Source organism: Streptomyces viridochromogenes, from assembly GCF_001270495.1.
GTDB lineage: Bacteria > Actinomycetota > Actinomycetes > Streptomycetales > Streptomycetaceae > Streptomyces > Streptomyces viridochromogenes_A.
Genome location: NZ_LGUR01000061.1, coordinates 1 through 16,668, shown reverse-complemented (window position 1 = coordinate 16,668; position 16,668 = coordinate 1). Strand labels below are relative to the sequence as shown.

18 protein-coding genes are annotated in these 16,668 nt (G+C 71.0%); 4 read left to right on the top strand and 14 right to left on the bottom strand.

Translation table 11 applies throughout. From position 1 onward, the window contains the following. Positions 1 to 101: 101 nt before the first annotated feature. Positions 102 to 704, bottom strand: coding sequence for a nucleotidyltransferase family protein (locus ADK36_RS08215; RefSeq protein WP_048582776.1), 603 nt, complete (start codon positions 702 to 704; stop codon positions 102 to 104). Positions 705 to 916: 212 nt separating this feature from the next. Between ADK36_RS08215 and ADK36_RS08210 the strand changes: the two genes are divergently transcribed. Beyond that, complete coding sequence (locus ADK36_RS08210) at positions 917 to 1,204, top strand: DUF5955 family protein (protein WP_234329721.1); 288 nt, start codon at positions 917 to 919, stop codon at positions 1,202 to 1,204. Positions 1,205 to 1,222: 18 nt separating this feature from the next. Here the strand turns inward: ADK36_RS08210 and ADK36_RS08205 are convergent, their stop codons facing one another. Then, positions 1,223 to 1,531, bottom strand: coding sequence for an antibiotic biosynthesis monooxygenase family protein (locus ADK36_RS08205; RefSeq protein ID WP_053196867.1), 309 nt, complete (start codon positions 1,529 to 1,531; stop codon positions 1,223 to 1,225). 106 nt (positions 1,532 to 1,637) lie between these two features. Next, positions 1,638 to 2,438, bottom strand: a complete 801-nt coding sequence (locus ADK36_RS08200) for an IclR family transcriptional regulator (RefSeq protein WP_048582773.1) — start codon at positions 2,436 to 2,438, stop codon at positions 1,638 to 1,640. A gap of 250 nt (positions 2,439 to 2,688) precedes the next feature. Here ADK36_RS08200 and allB point away from each other — a divergent pair, with 250 nt between their 5' ends. Both allB and alc read left to right on the top strand, forming a co-directional pair. Then, positions 2,689 to 4,032 carry an allantoinase AllB gene (allB, locus tag ADK36_RS08195; protein ID WP_053196865.1) on the top strand — a complete coding sequence of 448 codons (1,344 nt, stop codon included), beginning with the start codon at positions 2,689 to 2,691 and terminating at the stop codon, positions 4,030 to 4,032. A 48-nt stretch (positions 4,033 to 4,080) separates the two neighbouring features. Continuing rightward, positions 4,081 to 5,196, top strand: a complete 1,116-nt coding sequence (alc, locus tag ADK36_RS08190; protein ID WP_048582771.1) for an allantoicase — start codon at positions 4,081 to 4,083, stop codon at positions 5,194 to 5,196. 166 nt (positions 5,197 to 5,362) lie between these two features. Here the strand turns inward: alc and ADK36_RS08185 are convergent, their stop codons facing one another. After that, positions 5,363 to 6,151, bottom strand: a complete 789-nt coding sequence (locus tag ADK36_RS08185) for an SDR family oxidoreductase (RefSeq protein ID WP_078916331.1) — start codon at positions 6,149 to 6,151, stop codon at positions 5,363 to 5,365. A gap of 156 nt (positions 6,152 to 6,307) precedes the next feature. Between ADK36_RS08185 and ADK36_RS08180 the strand changes: the two genes are divergently transcribed. Continuing rightward, a complete protein-coding gene (locus ADK36_RS08180) occupies positions 6,308 to 6,934 on the top strand; it encodes a dihydrofolate reductase family protein (protein ID WP_053196864.1) in 627 nt (208 codons plus the stop codon). Positions 6,935 to 7,093: 159 nt separating this feature from the next. Here ADK36_RS08180 and ADK36_RS08175 read toward each other — a convergent pair whose 3' ends face one another. The 10 genes from ADK36_RS08175 to ADK36_RS08130 all read right to left on the bottom strand — a co-directional run. Next, the gene (locus ADK36_RS08175) at positions 7,094 to 7,480 is read right to left on the bottom strand and encodes a ribonuclease domain-containing protein (RefSeq protein WP_048582769.1); all 387 of its coding nucleotides are present in this window, start codon (positions 7,478 to 7,480) and stop codon (positions 7,094 to 7,096) included. 162 nt (positions 7,481 to 7,642) lie between these two features. Further along, on the bottom strand, positions 7,643 to 8,773 hold the full coding sequence (locus tag ADK36_RS08170; protein ID WP_234329716.1) for a zinc-binding dehydrogenase: 1,131 nt from the start codon (positions 8,771 to 8,773) through the stop codon (positions 7,643 to 7,645). 93 nt (positions 8,774 to 8,866) lie between these two features. Beyond that, complete coding sequence (locus ADK36_RS08165; RefSeq protein ID WP_053196862.1) at positions 8,867 to 9,799, bottom strand: 3-oxoacyl-ACP synthase III family protein; 933 nt, start codon at positions 9,797 to 9,799, stop codon at positions 8,867 to 8,869. Next, positions 9,796 to 10,041 (bottom strand): phosphopantetheine-binding protein, encoded by a 246-nt coding sequence (locus ADK36_RS08160; protein WP_053196860.1) that lies wholly within the window; start codon positions 10,039 to 10,041, stop codon positions 9,796 to 9,798. The genes ADK36_RS08165 and ADK36_RS08160 overlap by 4 nt, the downstream gene beginning before the upstream one ends. A gap of 60 nt (positions 10,042 to 10,101) precedes the next feature. Beyond that, a complete protein-coding gene (locus ADK36_RS08155; RefSeq protein WP_048582765.1) occupies positions 10,102 to 10,350 on the bottom strand; it encodes a lipoyl domain-containing protein in 249 nt (82 codons plus the stop codon). Next, entirely contained in the window at positions 10,347 to 11,327 is a 981-nt protein-coding gene (locus tag ADK36_RS08150; protein WP_048582764.1) for an alpha-ketoacid dehydrogenase subunit beta, read from the bottom strand. The genes ADK36_RS08155 and ADK36_RS08150 overlap by 4 nt, the downstream gene beginning before the upstream one ends. Next, positions 11,327 to 13,432 (bottom strand): thiamine pyrophosphate-dependent enzyme, encoded by a 2,106-nt coding sequence (locus tag ADK36_RS45960; RefSeq protein ID WP_078916329.1) that lies wholly within the window; start codon positions 13,430 to 13,432, stop codon positions 11,327 to 11,329. The genes ADK36_RS08150 and ADK36_RS45960 overlap by 1 nt, the downstream gene beginning before the upstream one ends. Before the next feature lie 76 nt (positions 13,433 to 13,508). Then, complete coding sequence (locus ADK36_RS08140) at positions 13,509 to 15,089, bottom strand: FAD-dependent oxidoreductase (RefSeq protein WP_078942749.1); 1,581 nt, start codon at positions 15,087 to 15,089, stop codon at positions 13,509 to 13,511. 130 nt (positions 15,090 to 15,219) lie between these two features. Continuing rightward, a complete protein-coding gene (locus ADK36_RS08135) occupies positions 15,220 to 15,957 on the bottom strand; it encodes an arylamine N-acetyltransferase family protein (protein WP_048582763.1) in 738 nt (245 codons plus the stop codon). Positions 15,958 to 16,010: 53 nt separating this feature from the next. Further along, positions 16,011 to 16,668, bottom strand: a 658-nt coding sequence (locus ADK36_RS08130) for a beta-ketoacyl reductase (RefSeq protein WP_159391094.1), incomplete at its 5' end; no start/stop codon positions are given.

Genomic DNA, 16,668 nt, shown 5'->3' with positions numbered 1-16,668 from the left:
TCTGAACAGTGGATACTAGTTTCCTCATGGTGGAAGTTCAATCGTTTGTTGATATCGAGATTCTCTGAGTCGAGGCAACGTGGCTCTGGGTGCCACCGCACTTACTCAAGGTGGGCGAGATCGGCCTCCGTGTCGATGTCGTACGGCCGTGCCACGTCCCCGCATTCGACGAGCCTGATCGCCTCCTCCCGCTCCTTCAGATAGGCGCGTGCCCCTCGATCGCCGGTCGCAGTCGCCGCGATGCCCGCCCAGTGGGCGGCGCCGAAGAGCACGGGATGGCCGCGTACGCCGTCGTAGGCGGCCGCGACGAGCGACGTCTCGTCCTCGTAGGCGGCGAGGACGCGTGCGACCGCCTCCGGTCCGATGCCGGGCTGGTCGACGAGCGAGACGAGCGCCGCCCTCGCCCCCGTACCGGCGAGCGAGTCGAGTCCGGCGCGCAGCGAGGAGCCCATCCCCTCGGCCCAGTCCGGGTTCTCCACCAGGACGCAGTCACCGAGCTCGGCCCGCTCCCGTACGGCGGCGGCCCGCGCGCCCAGCACCACGTGCACGCGGGTGCAGCCGGCCGTGCGCAGCACCCCGACGGCGTGCTCGACGAGGGGCCGGCCGCGATGCCGGAGCAGTGCCTTGGGGCGTCCGCCGAGCCGTCGTCCACCTCCGGCGGCGAGCAGCAGACCGGCGACGAGGGGGGCTTGTTTCTCCGTCATGGGTACTGCATACCTGACGCCCGCAAGGACGCCCGGTCTCCTTGGGCTGAATTTCGGTCCGCACGGTGGCGCGCCCGGCATCGGTGGCGTTTACTGACCCGCGTCCCCGGCGCCCGACCACCGTCAGGGGGGCTCGCGGGGGGATACGTACTGCTGGCGCACAACGGCGTGCGAGGGGGAGTGCTTTGTTGCGGAGCTTGGGGCAGAGGCCGGTGACGGGCAGCGACGAGGACGTGAGGGTGGTGGAACTGCGGACGGCGGTGGCCCGCCTGCGCCGCGAACTCGCCGCGCATCCGGCCGAGTTCTCCGACCGCGGAATCGCCGAGGACGAACTCGCCGCGCTCGCCGCGATGACGATCGACGGCGCCCCCGAAGTCCCGCGTCTGCGCCGGTCGTTGCTGTTGATCGCCGGGGCGATCGGGTCCGTGAGCGCGCTGGCCCGGGGACTGTCGGACGTACGCAACGCGGTGGACCTGTTCGGGGAACCACCGGGCCGCTGACTCGCCGTCCGGGCCCGGTCAGATGTCGGCGACCAGTTCGTAGCCGCCGCTCTGCATGTCCTCGCACAGGGCGTGGACGGCGTCGAAGCGTTTGCCGAACTCGGCGGAACCCTGCCAGGCCCGCATCGAGTCGAGGTCCCGCCAGGCGGCGAAGGACACGAAGGAGTCCGGGTTCCGGAGGTCCCGGATCAGACGCGCCCCGAGGAACCCCTCGTTCGCCTCCTTGGTCCAGGTGAGGAACTCCCGCCAACGGTCGACGAACTCGTCGGCCTTGCCCTCTTTGACCTGCCACTTCCCCGAGGACCAGTGCTTGCTCTCCTGCAGCATGGTGGACACCTCGATCCGCTACCGGTCCCCCTGCTCCCAGGCTAGGCCCGGCGGGTCCGCATCGCGTCCGGTGCGGACCGGCCCGGGTCTCGCCGGGACGGCAGGCCTAGGCCGCCGGCCCCGAGCTCGCCAGTGCCTCCGACAGCTCCGAGGCCACCTGCTGGAGGACGGGCACGATCTTGTCCGTCGCGGCCTCCGTGACGCGGCCCGCGGGGCCCGAGATCGAGATGGCGGCGGCGGTGGGGGAGTCGGGCACCGAGACGGCGAGGCAGCGGACGCCGATCTCCTGCTCGTTGTCGTCGACCGCGTAGCCGGCCCGGCGCACGTCCTCCAGGGCGGCCAGGAAGCCCTCCGGCGTGGTGATCGTCTTCTCCGTCGCGGCGGGCATGCCGGTGCGGGACAGCAGCGCGCGCACCTCGTGGTCCGGGGTGTTCGCGAGCAGCGCCTTGCCGACCCCCGTGGAGTGCGGGAGCACCCGCCGGCCCACCTCGGTGAACATGCGCATCGAGTGCTTGGACGGCACCTGGGCGACGTAGACGATCTCGTCGCCGTCGAGCAGCGCCATGTTCGCGGTCTCGCCGGTCTCCTCGACCAGCCGGGCCAGGTAGGGACGGGCCCAGGTGCCCAGCAGCCGGGACGCGGACTCGCCGAGGCGGATCAGGCGCGGGCCGAGGGCGTAGCGGCGGTTGGGCTGCTGGCGTACGTATCCGCACACCACGAGCGTCCGCATGAGGCGGTGGATGGTGGGCAGCGGCAGCCCGCTGCTCGCGGACAGCTCGCTCAGGCCGACCTCGCCGCCTGCGTCCGCCATCCGCTCCAGCAGGTCGAAGGCGCGCTCGAGGGACTGGACACCGCCACCGTTGCTGGCTTTGGCGGGGTCGGTGGTGCTGGCGTTGGACGTCGGCACGGCGCGTTCCTTTCGGGACCGGTGGGAAGGGCAGAAGCCTACCCGCCAGTCGGTTGACTCCCCGCTTGTGCGTAGCTACGTTCTGCTTGCCGAAATTGTAATTCCACTTTGTGGAAACGTACAGAGAGTATGGGGTGGGTGCACTGTGGAGAAGTGTGCCCTTGACGGCGCACGAACGGGAGTGAAGACTCCTTCAACAGAAAGTTGAATTCCGCTCCACGGAAGTCAAGGGCGGCAGAGAGGGGTCCGGGTGTCCGACGCTGAACTGGTGCTGCGCTCGACGCGAGTCATCACCCCGGAGGGGACACGGGCCGCCTCGGTCCTGGTCTCCGCCGGAAGGATCACGGCCGTACTCGGCCACGACGCCGAAGTCCCGTCCGGCGCCCGGCTGGAGGACCTCGGCGACGACGTCCTGCTGCCCGGCCTGGTCGACACGCACGTGCACGTCAACGACCCGGGCCGCACCGAGTGGGAGGGCTTCTGGACCGCCACCCGCGCCGCGGCGGCCGGCGGCATCACCACCCTCGTCGACATGCCGCTCAACTCCCTCCCGCCCACCACGACGGTCGACAACCTGCGTACCAAGCAGGACGTGGCCCGCGAGAAGGCCCACATCGACGTCGGCTTCTGGGGCGGCGCCCTGCCCGACAACGTCAAGGACCTGCGCCCGCTGCACGAGTCCGGCGTCTTCGGCTTCAAGGCCTTCCTGTCGCCGTCCGGCGTGGACGAGTTCCCGCACCTCGACCAGGACCGGCTCGCCCAGTCCCTGGCCGAGATCACCTCCTTCGGCGGACTGCTGATCGTGCACGCCGAGGACCCCCACCACCTCGACGCCGCCCCGCAACAGGGCGGCCCCAAGTACGCCGACTTCCTGGCCTCGCGCCCGCGCGACGCGGAGGACACGGCGATCGCCCAGTTGATCGCCCAGGCGAAACGCCTCCACGCGCGCGTGCACGTCCTGCACCTCTCGTCCAGCGACGCGCTGCCGCTGATCGCCGAGGCCAAGCGGGAAGGCGTACGGATCACCGTCGAGACCTGCCCGCACTATCTGACGCTCACCGCCGAGGAAGTCCCCGACGGCGCCAGCGAGTTCAAGTGCTGCCCGCCGATCCGCGAGTCCGCCAACCAGGACCTGCTGTGGCAGGCGCTGGCCGACGGCACGATCGACTGCGTGGTGACCGACCACTCGCCGTCCACGGCCGACCTGAAGACCGACGACTTCGCCACGGCCTGGGGCGGCATCTCCGGACTCCAGCTGAGCCTCGCGGCCGTGTGGACGGAGGCCCGCAAGCGCGGGCACGGCCTGGAGGACGTGGTCCGCTGGATGTCCGCGCGGACGGCCGAACTGGTCGGGCTCGACGACCGCAAGGGCGCCATCGCGGCGGGCCGGGACGCCGACTTCGCCGTCCTCGCGCCCGACGAGACCTTCACCGTGGACCCGGCCGCGCTCCAGCACCGCAACCGCGTGACGGCGTACGCGGGCAAGACCCTGCACGGCGTCGTGAAGTCCACCTGGCTGCGCGGCCAACGCATCGTCGCGGCCGGCGAGTTCACCGACCCGAAGGGGCAGCTGCTCACCCGCGCCGCCCACTGACCCACCCGCACCCGCACCGGCCGACTCCAGAAAGGCAGAACCACCACCGTGACGGCGATACCGAGCTTCACCGGCGACGCGAACCCCTATGGAGGCGGCGACCCGTACGCGGACTACCGCACCGCCGACTTCCCCTTCACCCAGTACGCCAACCTCGCCGACCGTCGGCTGGGCGCCGGTGTCATCGCCGCCAACGACGAGTTCTTCGCCCAGCGCGAGAACCTGCTGGTGCCCGAGCCGGCCGAGTTCGACCCCGAGCACTTCGGGCACAAGGGCAAGATCATGGACGGCTGGGAGACGCGCCGGCGGCGCGGTGCCTCCGCCGAGCACCCGTGGCCGACGGCCGAGGACCACGACTGGGCGCTGGTCCGCCTCGGCGCGCCCGGGGTGATCCGCGGGATCGTCGTCGACACGGCCCACTTCCGAGGCAACTACCCGCAGGCCGTGTCCGTCGAGGGCGCGTCCGTGCCGGGCTCTCCGTCGCCGGAGGAACTGCTCGCGGACGACGTGAAGTGGACGACGTTGGTGCCGCGCACGCCGGTCGGCGGGCATGCGGCGAATGGTTTCGCCATCGCCGTCGAGCAGCGCTTCACCCACCTGCGGGTCAACCAGCACCCCGACGGCGGCATCGCGCGCCTGCGCGTGTACGGCGAGGTCGTACCCGACCCCGCGTGGCTGTCGGTGCTGGGCACCTTCGACGTGGTCGCCCTGGAGAACGGCGGCCGGGCCGAGGACGCCTCCAACCTCTTCTACTCGCCCGCCACGAACACCATCCAGCCGGGCCGCTCCCGCAAGATGGACGACGGCTGGGAGACGCGTCGACGCCGGGACCAGGGCAACGACTGGATCCGCTACCAGCTGGTGGCGCAGTCCCAGATCCGGGCGGTCGAGATCGACACGGCGTACCTCAAGGGCAACAGCGCGGGCTGGGCGTCGGTGTCGGTGAAGGACGGCGAGGACGGCGAGTGGACCGAGATCCTCCCGCGCACCCGCCTGCAGCCCGACACCAACCACCGCTTCGTCCTGCCGACCCCTGCGGTGGGCACGCACGCACGCGTGGACATCTTCCCGGACGGCGGCATCTCCCGCCTGCGGCTGCACGGCTCGCTGACGGAGCAGGGAGCGGCGGCTCTGGCGGCACGGCATCAGGAGCTGGGCGGCTGAGAGCGGAAGGGGCCGTGCCCCTCAAACGCCGGTCGGCATCATTCAGCCTGTCCGGCGTTTGAGGGGCACGGCCCCTTCAGGGCCGAAGCGGGGGCCTGGGACCGGTAGCCCCAGGGACGGTCACTCCCAGGTACCCGCACCGTGAGTCGGCTCGACCGCCGGAGGCCTACGCGGCGTGCCCGCCGTCCACCGCGAACTCGGCGCCCGTGACGTAGTCCGCCACGGCCAGGTACGCGACCGTCGACGCCACCTCGTCGGCCGTACCGAAGCGCCCCAGCGCGGTCATCGCCGCCTGACCGGCCGCGTACGGGCCGTCCGCCGGGTTCATGTCGGTGTCGACGGGGCCGGGGTGGACGATGTTCGCCGTGATGCCGCGCGGGCCCAGTTCACGCGCCAGGGCCTTCGTCAGGCCGGTCAGGGCCGACTTGCTGGTCGCGTAGAGGGTTCCGCCGGGGCCCGGCACCCGCTGGGCCATGCAGCTGCCGATCGTGATGATCCTGCCGCCCTCGGTCATCCGGGAGGCCGCCGCCTGGGAGGCCAGGAAGACGCCCCGGACGTTCACCGCGAGGACGCGGTCCACGTCCCCGAGCGTCAGGCCGTCCAACGGGCCCAGAACGCCGATACCGGCGTTGTTCACCAGCACGTCCAGGCCGCCGAGCGCCTCCGCGGTACGTTCCACCGCGCCTGCCGCCTCGTCCGCGTCCGCGGAGTCCGCCCGCAGGGCCACGGCCCGCCGGCCCAGCGCCTCCACGGCCCGTACGACCTCCTCGGCCGCCTCCTTGCCGTTCACGTGGGTCACGGCGACGTCCGCGCCCTCCCGCGCGAGCCGCAGTGCCGTCGCCGCGCCGATGCCGCGACTGCCACCGGTGACCAGGGCCACCTTGCCGTGCAGGGGTCCGCGCGTGTCAGTCGTGCTTGCGGCAGTGCCTGTCGTGGGTCCGTAAGTGGTTGTCATGCGTCCATCCCAGCGCCGCGCGAGCGGAAGTGCTGGCGGCGGACGGACACCGAGATCCGAGGGTGCAACCCGGCGGAAGTCCCGGCGATGAGTTGCGGGTGCCGGTGGGGTCTGAGGTGATGACAACAGACCCACCCCGGAAAAGAGGCACCTCTCATGGGCAAGCTCGTCTCCACCCTCTTCGTCACGCTCGACGGTGTCTACCAGGCGCCCGGCGGTCCGGAGGAGGACACCCGCGGCGGCTTCGAGCACGGCGGCTGGAGCTTTCCGTACGCCGACGACGACTTCGGCCAGTTCATCAACGACGTCTTCGGGCGCCCGGGCGCCTTCCTCCTCGGACGCCGTACGTACGACATCTTCGCGGCGTACTGGCCCAAGGTGACCGACCCCGGGGACCCGGTCGCCTCGAAGCTGAACGCGTTGCCGAAGTACGTCCCCTCCTCGACCCTGGCGGACCCCGAGTGGGCCGGCACCACCGTGCTCGGCGGCGATCTGGCCAAGGAGGTCACGGCCCTCAAGGAGCGCACCGACGGCGAGCTCCAGGTGCACGGCAGCGGCGCCCTCGTCAGGTCGCTGCTGGACCTCGGCCTCGTCGACACCCTGCACCTGCTGACCTTCCCGGTCGTGCTCGGCACGGGCCACCGGCTGTTCACGGAGGGGGCCGCGCCCACCGCGTTCCGGCACACCGGCGGCAGCGTCACCAGCACCGGCGTCGCCATCAACTCGTACGACCTGGCGGGCAGCCCCCAGTACGGCTCGTTCGCACTCCCGGAAGATGCCTGACCAGCCGTTCGGCGTTGCGCGCGTAATTCGCCTCACCCCGCGTCCGAGATCTGTGGGGGGTACGCGGGGCGAGGAGCCGGGAGCCGGAGGTCCGGCTGAACGTGGACCGGACCTCCAGCTGGTCGCGCCGTTCCGTGGTGGCGACCTCGGGTCGGGGACTCAGCAGCCGTAGTTGACCAGGTCGAAGGACTCGTAGTGGTCGGCCGTGTAGTAGTCCTCCTGGTTCTCCTCGCCGGTGACGATGCGGCGAGCTCCGCGCGTGTCGGAACCAGGCGTGATGACCGTGTACTCGTGGTAGTACCCGGACGACTGGCCGGGCAGGATGCCTTCCCGGTTCTGGAAGACCGTGCCGTCCTGCTCGAACGGGAAGGGGCCGCCCTGCTCGATCAGGTCGAGCGTGTCGTGTGCCTGGGAGGGCAGATCGCTGTAGCAGATGCTGCCGACCGCGGCGGCCGCCGGCGTGGCGGTGACGGTGCCGCCGACGAGGAGGGCGGACAGGACGGCGGCTGCGGCGCCGATACGGGTGATTCGTGGGGGGAATCTCATGCCCCCCATGATGACGCGCGTAGACGCTGGCATGTCAATGACAACCTCGCAGATTTTCCCGTCAAGTCCGATGAGTTTTCGGGAAGTTAACCTGGTGCGCGACAGCTCCATGAGGACTGCACGTCCGGGGTGACCGCACCAGGACTCACCGGCACCCTGCCCCTAGAGCGGATTGACGCTATACAGCGGGAAGTACGATCCGATCCTCCCCTGCGCGTAGTCCTCGGCCAGCTGCGGCACCTGATCGAAGTCGTACAGCGTGGTCGAACCGTTCGGGGCCATCCAGCCGCTGGCCTCCTGGAAGTCCCGGATCTCCGCGGAGTCGGGCAGCCGCCAGACATGGGTGTTGACGTGGATGTGGCGGCTGATGCACTCGGCGCCTCGCAGGTGGGACAGGCGCATGCCCGCCTTCCAGCCGCAGGTGGTGATGACGCCTTCGCGGGCGAGGGACTTCACGGTCGCCTCGTACAGGGGCTCGCCGATGTTGTCCACGAAGATCGCGACCCCGCGGCCGTCGCTGAGCTCGTCGGTCAGTTTGAGGAAGTCGGCGAGGGAGCCGCGGTGGCGGGCGAGACGTTCGCGGTCCGCGCCCGCCTGCCGTGGGGACAGGGAGAGGTCGGGGAAGAGACGGCGGTCCACGGGCTCGATGCCGTTCTCCCGCAGGAACGCGAGACGTTCGTCGGAGCCCGCGGTCATCGCCACCCGGAACCCCGCGCGTTTGGCCAGCAGCAGCTCGGCGAACGCCACGCCCCCGCCCCAGCCGAACACCAGGTGCTCGGCGGGATCGTCGTCGCCCACCTGGGTCCGCCAGCAGCCGAGCGCCTTGTGCCAGTTGTCCCAGGCCGTGAAATACCTGCCGTACGTGGCCCACTGGGGCAGCGTGTAGGACGTGTCCGCCGGGATCGGCAGCAGCAGGCGCACGTCCATCTTCGACCGCTTCGCCAGCAGCCCGATGGTGTGCGGGGCGTCGTAGGCGTACGCCAGCTCGGCGTAGCCGTAGCGGTCGAGCAGGCCGAACGGCAGGAGCAGGCACAGGTCGCCCTCGCGGACCGCGGCATCCCGGCCGGCGGTGTTGACCTGGAGAACGCGCACCACGCCCAGGTTGCCGAGGACCACGGCGTCCTCGCCGCGGCTGCTGCACACGTCGATGGGCGAACGTGCCAGCGCGTGGTCGATGTTGGCCTCCCAGGAGCCGAGGATCGGCTCCACCAGGGCCTCACCCTCCTCCAGCGGGCCGAAGGTGAACGGGCCACGTCGCAGTGCGGCCGCCTGGCCGGCCTGCGCGCCGGCCACCGAACCAGAGTGAAGCACCCAGGCGTCTGGCGAGTAGATGACAACCTCCTGTGGTCATGTGCGATCTTGCTGTGCTGCTGTGCCGCCGGCCGGTCAGGCGGCGGCCGGTATCCGGTAGCTCACCGAGACACCGCCCCACGCCTCGCCGGCGCCGTAGGCGACGGCCCCCAGACGGCCCTCGGCGGACAGTGATCCCGTGCTCAGCTCGTCGGCGAGGGCCAGCGGGATCGAGGCGGACGAGGTGTTGCCGAAATGCTCGATCCGGTTCACGAACGGCACCCCGAGCTCCGAGGTGAAGGTCCGGATCTGCTCCAGGATGCGTCCGTTCGCCTGATGGCCGACCAGGACGGAAGGCGCCGGATCATGGGCGAACAGCTGCCGCGCCGTGTCCGACATACGGCGCACCGCGCGGTCGTACACCTGCGCCCCGTCGAGATGGATGCCGCCGGCGTCGGTCTCCCGCATGAGCTGTTCCCGGCCGCCGTCGCCCCCGGCGACGTGCACGAACCGAGGGAACTCCGCGCGGTCCTCCAGCAGGACCGCTGCGGCGCCGTCCGCGAACAGACACGCGGTCTGCCGGTCCGAGCGGTCCACCATCCTCGACATGGCCTCGACCGTGCACACCAGGGCCGACCTCGTCTGCCCGGCGTCGATCAGGGACAGCCCGTTGACGAGCCCGTAGACGAAGCCGCAGCAGGCCGCGTTCATGTCGAACGCCAGCACCGAGGACGGCAGACCGGCGAGTTCCGCCACCTTCTGGGCGATCGCCGGGACGCGCTGCCGCACGGAGGTGCTGACGACGATCAGGGCACCGATGGCCGACGGGTCACCGGCCCGGCCGACGAGCGGCGCGCAAGCCTCGGCCGCCACGTCGGCGAGCTCCGCCCCGTCCGGGAACCAGGTGCGCGAGGCGATACCGCTGCGCCGCCTGATCCACTCGTCGGTCAGGCCGATCGACTCGAAGTGTGAATTGTCCACCACATCGCCCGACTTGGCGGCGTGGAGGCCGACTATGCCCGCGCTCATGCCTTCGCCAGGGTGACGAAGTAGGCGCTGAACTCGTGCAGGAAGGCGAAGCCCGCCGTCTCCTTCAGGTCGGCCTTGACGCGCAGCTCCCGCTCCAGCAGCTGGGTCAGCTCGACGACGTCCAGCGAGTCGAGATCGAGGTCGGCCACCGGCCGGTCGAGGTCCTCGCGGGTCAGCGACGGGTCGCGCACCTGGAGCTTGGCCAGCATGACGTCGGTGATGCGGCGTTCGATGTCGTTCATGTCTCTCTTCCTGTACTTCCCGGATCCGGGGTGGCTTGTGGAGGGGTGCGCGGACGGGCCCTAGTCGGCCGTCAACCGGTAGAGAACGTCACCGGACTTGAGGATCGTGCCGGTGGCCGCCGACCGCTCGGCGATACGGCCGTCGCGCTCGGCCACGATCTCCGTGCTCGCCTTGTCGGTCTCGACGACGGCGATCACATCTCCCCGTTCGACACGGTCACCGACACCGGCGACCCACTCGACGAGCAACGCCTCACCGAGCCCGTGTCCGAAGGAGGGAACGTGCATGTCGACGTGCTCGGCGCTCATTTCGTCATCTCCAGAACCTCGTTCATGATCTGTCGCACGCTGATCAGGTAGTCGTCCTCGAAGTCGGCCGGCGGATAGGCGCGGCGGTCCGGGGCCAGCCGCCGGACCGGGCCCTTGAGCAGGTGGAATCCGTCCTCGGCCACCGATGCCGCCACCTCCCCGCCGATGCCCGCGTACTTCGCGGCCTCGTGCACGATCAGCAGCCGCCCGGTGCGGGCGACGGACGTCAGCACCGTGTCCAGATCGAAGGGAGCCACCCAGCGCAGGTCCACCACCTCGACGTCCACGTCGGGGCTGAGCGCCTGCGCGGCCTCCAGCACCTCGTTGGTGACGGCCCCGAAGGTGGCCACGGTCACGTCCGAGCCCCGCCGCACGACCCGGGCCGCGGTCGGCGCCGACGCCGGCTCGGTGCTCCTCGCGGGCAGGTTCCGCCGCCAGTACAGCCGGATGGGCTCGTACATCACCACGGGGGAACCGAGTCCCATCGCGTGCCGCAGGATCTGGTCCGCGTCGTCGCCCGTGGACGGGCACGCGACCGAGATGCCCGGCGCCCGGGCGAACAGCGCCTCGTTGGACTCGCTGTGGTGCTCGACCCCGCGGACCCCGCCGCCGGACGGAATCCGCACCACCAGGCTCGGCTCGACCTGCCCGTTCCAGCGATGGCCGATCCGGGCCGCCTGCGTCACCAACTGGTTGACCGCCGGATAGACGAAGCCGTCGAACTGGATCTCGCAGACGGGAACCAGACCGCTGATGGCCATGCCGACGGCCTGGCCGATGATCGTGGACTCCGCCAGCACCGAGTCGCGCACCCGGTCCTTGCCGAAGCGCTGCTGGAGGCCCCGGGTGACCCGGAACACGCCCCCCAGACGCCCGATGTCCTCCCCGATCAGGACCACCCTCGGGTCGTGCTCCAGCAGATCGGCAAGGGTCGCGTTGATCGTCTCCGCAAGGCTCGCGGGCCGTCCCGGGCTCATCACGTGTACCTCTTCATCAGCTGCTGCCGTATCTCCCGCACGTCCGCGTCGACCGTGCGAAGCCACTCGGAATCCACCACGCCCGCCCCCGTCAGCCGTTCCACGTAGGCCACCACCGGGTCGGCCGCCGCGGTCCGCTCGATGTCCTCGCGGCCGCGGTACAGCTCCTGGGCGTCCGACGTCGAATGGCCGTTGACGCGCCCCACCTTCATCTCGATCAGGTACGGCGCCTTCGCCTCGCGCACCTGAGCGGCGGCCCGTGCGCACTCGGCGTAGACCAGGTCGGGGTCCTGACCTGGGATCAGCGACGCCTCGATGCCGAAGCCGCGGGCCCGCTCGGCCACCGAGGTGCGCATCTGCTCGGCGGCGGGCTTGGAGATCGCCCAGCCGTTGTTCTGGCAGATGAACAGCACGGCGGCGGACTCGACGGCGGCCAGGTTCATGGCCTCCGACATGTCGCCCTCACTGGTCGCGCCGTCGCCGACGTACACCACGACGAAATCGTCCTGGCCCCGCAGCCGCCGCCCGATCGAGTAGCCGACGCCGTGCAGCGTCTGGGCCGCCAGCACCAACGTGTAGGGGAAGAACCCCCGCAGCCATGGATCCCAGCCGCAGTACGTCCGGCCGGCCCACTGCGCGAGCAGCTCCTCCGGTGCCACGCCCCGGACCAGGGCGACGGCGTGCTCACGGTAACTGGGGAAGATCGCGGGACCGGCCCCCACCGCCAGGGCGGACCCCACCTGCGCCGCCTCCTGGCCCTGGCACGACAGCCACAGATCGAGCGCACCCTGCTTCTGGAGCTGACGCGCCTCCTCGTCGACCCCTCTGGCCACCAGCATGTGGCGCAGCAGGGACCGTTTCGTGTCGTCGGTGACTGCCCGCCCCGACTCCGTCTTCGGCATGTGTTCGCCCCCGTTTCCCTTCGTACGTTGCGAGTTGTTCCGGTGCTCGATGACGACGGGCCCCGCGGTCGGGTCCCGTCGGGGAACCGGCGGCGGGTGCCCGCGGTAGGCGTCGGCCAGCGCGAACGCCACTTCGAGACAGCGGGCGGCGCCGACGGCGCCGACGTCGACACGGACGCCGCCCGGGTGGGTGCCCAGCGCCCGATGGACCGCCACGAAGCCGCTCACCTCGTCGTGCACCCGCGAGCGCGGCCCCGGACGGCCGCCGTCGGCCGGCGGGTCACTCACCCAGCACACGTCCGCGCCCTCGGCCGCGACCTTCTCCACCAGCGCCGGCAGGGTGTCGTGGATCCGGTCCGCACCCGACCGCACCACCAACGTCAGCCGTCCGGGCTCACGGCGTGGGTCGAGGCGGTCCAGCAGCCCCGGCACCCGGTCGAGGTCGGCGACCGGATCGATAGCGACCGCCAGCGAGTTGCCGACCCGGGCGAGACGCCCGTCCGGCACCCCGCCCGCCCACAGCAGATGCCCGTCGGCCGCATACGAACGGCACAGGCGACCCGCCGCGGAACGGGACGCCGCACCCTCCGGGACACCGGCCTCGTACGCCACGAAGCAGTCGCCTGCCCCGAGCCCGCGGGTGTCGACCCCGCACGCCCCCAGGAAAGCGAGAGCACGGTCGATCTCGGCCGCCAGCGCACGCCGCGCCCCGCCCCCCGGCTCGCCGGCGACCTCTCGCAGCCAGGCCCGCACCTGATGCCCGTCCGTGAACTCGCCCGCCGAGCAGGCGCGTACGAGATTCATCGCCACCGCCGCCCGCTCGCGAGCCGCCCGCGCCCCGGGCCCGCCCGGACCGCCCCCGGACCCGGCCTGCCCCGCCGAACCCCCCACCGTCCAGCCGACCTTGACGACCGGCAGCCCGGCGGCGTAGCCCAGCACGAGCGCCATCCGTGACAGCACGGCCAGCCGGTCGGTGACCGACGCCTCGGCCAGGGGCTCCGGGACGTGGCCGCCCGCCAGGACCAGGAGCGCCTCCCCGCGGGCCACGGCCGCCGTACGGCGACGCAGCGACTCGCACTCCGCGGCGACGACGGCCGGCGCCGTCCCGCGGTCCCGTGCGGCGTCGCGGGCGCGCGGGGACGGCAGGACCGGCTGCCCCGCCTCCCGGCCCGCCACCGGCTCCGCGTCCACGGATGCGTTCATCACTCCCGATTCCCCTGCCCTCGTCCGTGCCGGGCCGCCGCGCGGGAAAAGCGCCGCGGCGGCCTCCGGGTCCTGGTTACGGCCGCTCGATGGAGAGCGCGTGCGAGAAGACGTTCCGCGGATCCCAGTGCGCCTTGATCCGCTGCAACCGGGCGTAGTTGTCGCCGTAGTAGAGAGTCGACCAGGGCACACCGGAGGTGTTCAGGGCCGGGTCGGCGAGATCGGGGTCGGGCCAGTTGATGTACGACCCGTCGGTCCACTCGTCGGACACCGGCACCCCGCCCGTCCCGGCGAACAGGTCGGCGTAGAACGCCCGGATCCACGCCAGGTGCTTGTCGTCCTCCGCCGGGTCGTTCCAGGAGGTGACCACCGACATCTGCATCACGGAGTCCCGCTGCGGGAGCGCGGTGTCCGAGGGGTCCGGCACGTTCATCCGGCCACCCCAGGTGGTGATCATGATCCCGGAGGCGGGATGGCCGTACGACCCGTCCGTCAGGCACCGGAAGACCGTCTTCAGCTGCTCGTCACGCAACGGCCTGCGCAGATACGCGGCCTTGATCTTCGTGCGCAGCTTCGACGACTCCAGGCCGAACGCCTCGGCGGCGTCCGGCACGTTCACCACCTTGTACAGCCAGGGCTCGTCCTGCCTGACCGTGAACGACGGCTCCGGCAGGCCGGCCGTCACCTCGCTCAGGTACGCCTCCAGCACCTCCTCGCTGCCGGGCAGCGAGGGGTCCAGACGGCCCATCAGGATCATGGTTCCGGCCGACTGCTGAAGCACCGCGATCTCCCCGTGCAGCGCGGCCGTCGGCGTGCCCGGCGCGCTGTTGCGCTCGCACCAGCCCATGAAGTTCCGCAGGAACAGGGAGAAGGACTCCTCGTCGAACTTCGACCACTCCCACCCCACCTGGGCGGCCACATAGCGGGTCGGCCGTCGCGGCAGCAGCGCCGCGGGGTCGTCGCCCTCGGCGTCCGGGTCACGGAACCAGAACCGGGTGACGACGCCGAAGTTCCCCCCGCCGCCCCCGGTGTGCGCCCACCACAGATCGCGGTGCGGATCGTCCTCCTCCCGCGTCGCGATCACGGACCGGGCCGTACCGTCCTCGTCGACGACCACGACCTCGACGGCGAACAGATGGTCGGAGATATGGCCGTACAGCCGGGACAGCACACCGTTGCCACCCCCTGTCACATGGCCGCCCAGGCCCACCTCCGGGCAGGTGCCACCGGGCAGGGTGACCCCCCAGCCCAGGTCCAGAACCTCGTACAGCCGGCCCAGGGTCACCCCGGCCTCCGCCGCGAAGGCCCGCATCCGCGGGTCGTAGTACACCGCGTCCAGGCGCGAGAGGTCGACGACGACCTGTACGGCCGGATCGTCGACGAGACCCTCCGCGCAGTGCCCCCCGCTGCGCACCGCGATACGCCGGCCGTCCCGGACCGCGGCGGCCACGACGTCCACCACCTGCCCGGTGTCGTGCACGACGACCACGCTCTCGGGCGCACCGATGAAACGACGGTTGTAGCCGCGCATCTGGAAGTCGGCGTAGCGCGGATCATTCGCGGTCACCTCGACCGGACCCGGCTTCGGCACCGACGGGACGGCCGACGGTATGCCGGAGCCGTCCTGGACGACCGAGCCGCGCGAAGACTGAACCATTTCCCTGAAGCCCCTAATCTGATGGTCACAACTGGTCAAACATGGCCACAAACCTGGTCACGAACCCGGTCGGAGAACCCGGTCACAACGAGGAACCCGGCACGCCCGGCCGATGCCGGGCACGCCCCCCTCAGCCCCAGTGCTCGGCGACGAGCTTCTCCAGCTCCGCCGGGTCGCGGACCAGGCTCGGACGCTCCACGCCGTCCTCGATGGTCACGACGTAATTGGCGGTGAGCATGATCTGGCCGCGGTCCGTGACCCGCCTGCGACGGCGGACCAGGACGTCCTTGTGAAGGGTGTTGAGCTCGGAAAGGATGCTCCACGCGGACATCTCGTGGACCCGCATCGTGAACCGGTACGCGATCCGCCAGTCCTTGTTCCGCGTCCGGTACTGGAGGATGTGGTACTCGCCCTCGCGGACCAGCCGGAACCCGATCCCCTCCTGCTCCACGGTCTCCCCCGAGAAGGGCAGCGGATCCAGGATGCAGACACCGCCGTTGCCGACGTCCACCAGCCAGTCCTCGCCGTCCAGGGTCACCACCATCACCGCGTGCTCGACATCGGGCCCCCACTTGCCGGAGGGCAGCAGGATGCCCGCGGCCAGCAGCTTCACCTCGAAGCCCAGCTCCCTCAGCAGCCGGTCGAACAGGAAGTTCAGGTCGGTGCAGATACCGCCCCGCCGCCCCACGACGATCGTCTCGAACAGCGCGTCCAGGTCGAAGTCCAGGAAGTTCGTCGTCTGGACGTAGCCGTTGTCGTAGTACAGCGTCAACTGGTGCTTGCGGTGCAGCTCCCGCAGGGTCGCCAAAGTGGCGTCGGGGGTGCCGCTGAACCCGATGTGCTCCAGATACCGCTCTTTGTCGAACACGTTCGCTCTCCTTCTTCTCTGTTCCGGTCCGCCGCGGCGGACCACCGCGGACCTCAGGCGGCCGCGGTCGAGGTGCCGTCCATGAGGGCGCACAGCTCCTCGACGATCAGCTGCGGGGTGGGGTACTCGAAGACGAACCCCGGCGGGATGCGCAGCCCGGTCAGCGCCGACAGCCGGTTCCTCAGCTCCACCGCGGTCAGCGAGTCGTACCCGATGTCGAACAGCACGGTCTCCGGGCCCAGTTCGTCCCCCTCGGCGAAGCCCAGCACCGCCGCCGCGTCACGCAGCACCAGGTCGAGCAGGGTCCCCTCCCGCTCCTCGGCGGACATGGCCGCCAGATCCTCCATGAGCCGACTCGCACCGTCCTTGCCGCCATGGGCGGACGGCCGGGCCACCCGCAGCAGACCGCGGAACATCAGCGGCATGTGCCCGGGCTCCAACTGCGCCCGCATCGCCTCGAAGTCGAACTTCGCCGGCGCCAGCACCGGATCCTTCGCCCCCAGCGCCACATCGAACAGCTCCATGCCCTCCTGCGCTGTGAAGGCCAGGATGCCGAGCCGGTCGATCCGCTGGAGATCGGCGTCGCCCAGATGCTGCGTCATCTCGGAGTTTTGTCCCCACCAGCCCCAGGCGAGGGAGGTGGCGGGTTGGTGGTGGGTGTGGCGGTGGTGGGCGAGGGCGTCGAGGAAGGCGTTGGCGGCGGCGTAGTTG